General features: G+C 71.4%; 3 protein-coding genes. All 3 read left to right on the forward strand.

Annotated features, from left to right (window positions below):
* Positions 1 to 304: 304 nt before the first annotated feature.
* Complete coding sequence (locus AC1DP0_RS19925) at positions 305 to 1825, forward strand: potassium/proton antiporter (protein WP_478087943.1); 1521 nt, start codon at positions 305 to 307, stop codon at positions 1823 to 1825.
* A 44-nt stretch (positions 1826 to 1869) separates the two neighbouring features.
* Positions 1870 to 2238: an FmdB family zinc ribbon protein gene (locus AC1DP0_RS19930; RefSeq protein ID WP_478087945.1), complete on the forward strand. Its 369-nt coding sequence runs from the start codon at positions 1870 to 1872 to the stop codon at positions 2236 to 2238.
* Between the two features lie 73 nt (positions 2239 to 2311).
* Positions 2312 to 3211 (forward strand): S-methyl-5'-thioadenosine phosphorylase, encoded by a 900-nt coding sequence (locus AC1DP0_RS19935; protein ID WP_478087947.1) that lies wholly within the window; start codon positions 2312 to 2314, stop codon positions 3209 to 3211.
* Positions 3212 to 3318 lie beyond the last annotated feature (107 nt).

The raw sequence follows: 3318 nt of genomic DNA on the forward strand, positions 1-3318 counted from the left end.
CCTCGATCGCGAGCTGGCCCGAGGTCTCCGCGAAGGACTGCCGCACGACACCGATCGCCAGGATCCCGACCGCGACCACCGCCATGACGACGAGGACGGTGAGGAGCAGGACGATCCGACGGGCGCGTTTCAACCGTGACACGCGACGAGCCTAGGCCACCGTCCAGAGCGCGGACCGCAGCCCGACCGGTGCCGCCACACATCGTTGCCGAACCGACGACAAACGTCCGTCGCAGTCACGGACCGCCCCCCGGCGGCGTGAGCCGGGATGGTTGGATTGCCACCACACCCGAGGAGCTGCCCTTTGCCTGCACTCGCCTTCATCACGTCGTCGACCATGAACCTCGACGACCTGACGCGCGTGCTCCTCGTCGGGTCGCTCGTGCTCCTCGTCGCGATCGCGGCGGTGCGCCTGTCGGTGCGCTCGGGCCTGCCGTCGCTGCTCATCTACCTCGGCATCGGCCTGGCCCTCGGCAACGCCGGCGCCGGCATCCAGTTCGACGACGCCTCTGTCACGCGAGTGCTCGGCTATGCCGCTCTGGTGCTCATCCTCGCCGAGGGCGGGCTGTCGACGTCGTGGGTCAACATCAAGGACTCCGTCGCGCCGGCAGCGGTGCTCTCCACCCTCGGCGTGGTGGTGTCGGTTCTCGTCGTCGCCGTGGCGGCACACACGCTCCTGCCGTTGTCGTGGACGATCTCCCTGCTCGTGGGCGCCATCGTCACCTCGACCGACGCGGCGGCGGTCTTCGCCGTCCTGCGCAACGTGCCGCTGCCCAAGCGGCTGTCGGGGATGCTCGAGGCCGAGTCCGGCTTCAACGACGCCCCGGTCGTCATCCTCGTCGTCGCCTTCGCGGCCCAGGGCGTGCCCGGCGGCACGGCCGACCCCTGGTGGGTCCTCGTCCTGCACGCGGCGGTCGAGCTCGCCGGCGGCGCGATCGTCGGCGGCGCCGTGGGCTGGCTGGGCGGTCAGGTGCTGCGCCGCGTCGCCGGGGCGTCCTCCGCGCTCTTCTCGATCGGGGTCGTCGCGCTCACGGTGCTGGCGTATGCCGTGGGCGCGGCCCTGCACGTGTCGGGCTTCCTCGCGACGTACCTGTCGGCGCTCCTGCTCGGCAACATGGGCCTGCCCAACCGGGTCGCGTTCCAGAGCTTCGCCAACGCGATGGGGTGGATCGCCCAGATCGGGCTGTTCGTGCTGCTCGGCCTGCTCGCCGACCCACGACGCCTCGACGAGCAGCTGGTCCCCGCGATCGTCATCGGTCTCGTGCTGCTGCTCGTCGCACGCCCGTTGTCGGTGGTGGCGTCGGTGTCGTGGTTCAAGGTGCCCTGGCGCGACCAGGTCTTCCTTTCGTGGGCGGGGCTGCGGGGAGCCGTGCCGGTCGTCCTCGCCACCGTGCCGCTCGTCGTCGGCACGCCCGACACCGAGTGGATCTTCGACCTCGTCTTCATGCTCGTCGTCRTCTTCACCATCGTGCAGGCGCCGTCCCTGCCGTGGGTGGCGCGGCGCCTCGGGCTCACCGAGCAGGTCCACTCCGTCGACGTCGACCTCGAGTCGACCTCGCTCATGGAGATCGGCGCCGACGTCATCCAGGTCACCGTGGGGGCCGAGTCGCGGCTGCACGGCGTCGCCGTCTTCGAGCTGCGCCTGCCCAAGGGGGCCAACGTGACCCTGGTCGTGCGCAGCGGCGAGGGGTTCGTGCCGGACGCACACACCACGATCCGCCACGGTGACCGGCTGCTCGTGGTCACGACCTCGAGGGTCAAGCAGCGCACCGAGCGGCGCATCCGGGAGATCAGCCGCGGCGGGCGCCTCGCCGGCTGGCCGTAGACTGACCCTCGGCCTGTTCCCCCTTCGACGTCCGAGGTTCACCTGTGCCCACCTACTCCTACGCGTGCCAAGAGTGCGGACACGCCTTCGACATCCGCCAGTCGTTCACCGACGACTCCCTGACGGTGTGTCCGGAGTGCGGCGAACCGCGGCTGCGCAAGGTGATCCACCCCGTCGGCATCGCCTTCAAGGGCTCGGGCTTCTACAAGACCGACTCGCGCGCGACCGCCAAGTCCGCCTCGACGCCGGCTGAGGGCTCGAGCTCGGGCGACAAGCTCGACGGCGCGTCCACGACGTCGTCCGGCTCGAGCACCACCCCGAGCACGTCCACCTCGTCGACGCCGTCGAGCGCCTCCACCCCGTCGTCGACGACGTCGACCTCGTCGACCAGCTCGTCGTCCACAGCCACCTGAGCTGGGGGGACGTTGTCCCCACCCGAGGACGTATGCCGTCCGGCGGCCCCGCTGCCCGGCCTAGGCTCCTGCCATGACGACCGAGCAGACGACCGAGCAGACGACCCTGTCCGACCCCGCCGTCCCGGCCGTGCCCGCCGAACTCGCTCCGGGCCCGCGCGCCGAGATCGGCGTCATCGGCGGGTCCGGCCTCTACGAGTTCCTCGACGACTACGAGACGGTCGAGGTCGACACACCGTTCGGGCGTCCGAGCGACCCCCTCGTCATCGGTGAGGTCGAGGGGCGCGGCGTTGCCTTCGTCGCCCGCCACGGCCAGGGCCACCGCTTCGCGCCGCACCGCGTCAACTACCGAGCGAACCTCTGGGCGCTGCGGGCCGTCGGGGTCCGCCAGATCCTCTCCCCCTGCGCGGTCGGGTCGCTCAAGCCCGAGCACGGGCCGGGCACCATCGTCGTCCCCGACCAGGTCGTCGACCGCACCTGGGGGCGGGCACACACGATCTACGAGGCCGAGGGCCCGGTGGTCCACGTCGGGTTCGCCGAGCCGTACTGCCCCGATGGACGCCAGGTCGCAATCGATGCCGCGCGACTCTCCGAGCTCCAGGTCGTCCCGGACGGCACGCTGGTCGTCATCAACGGGCCCCGGTTCTCCTCTCGCGCAGAGTCGCTCATGCACCAGCAGGCCGGGTTCGGCATCGTCGGCATGACGACGATGCCCGAGGCGGCCCTGGCCCGTGAGCTCGCGATGTGCTTCACGACGATCGCCATGGTGACCGACCACGACGCGGGCGTCGAAGGGGGCGAGGCGGTCACGCACGACGAGGTGCTGCGTGTCTTCGCCACCAACGTCGAGCACCTCACCGGGATCCTGCGCGATGCCATCGGGCAGATGCCGGCCTACGAGTCGGACGCGACGGCGACCTGCCCGTGCCGACGCAGCCTCGACGGTCTCGAGCTGCCCTTCCCGCTCCCCTGATGATGTGGGCAGGGGCGGGTGCGCGGTGGCGTCGTGCTGGGGGTTCGGCGACCTGGCCCGACGGCCCGCGCCGGCGCCGGGCCCGGCGCAACCGCTGGCGCCGGTGG

It is taken from the genome of Terrabacter sp. P5_B1 (genome assembly GCF_056400505.1).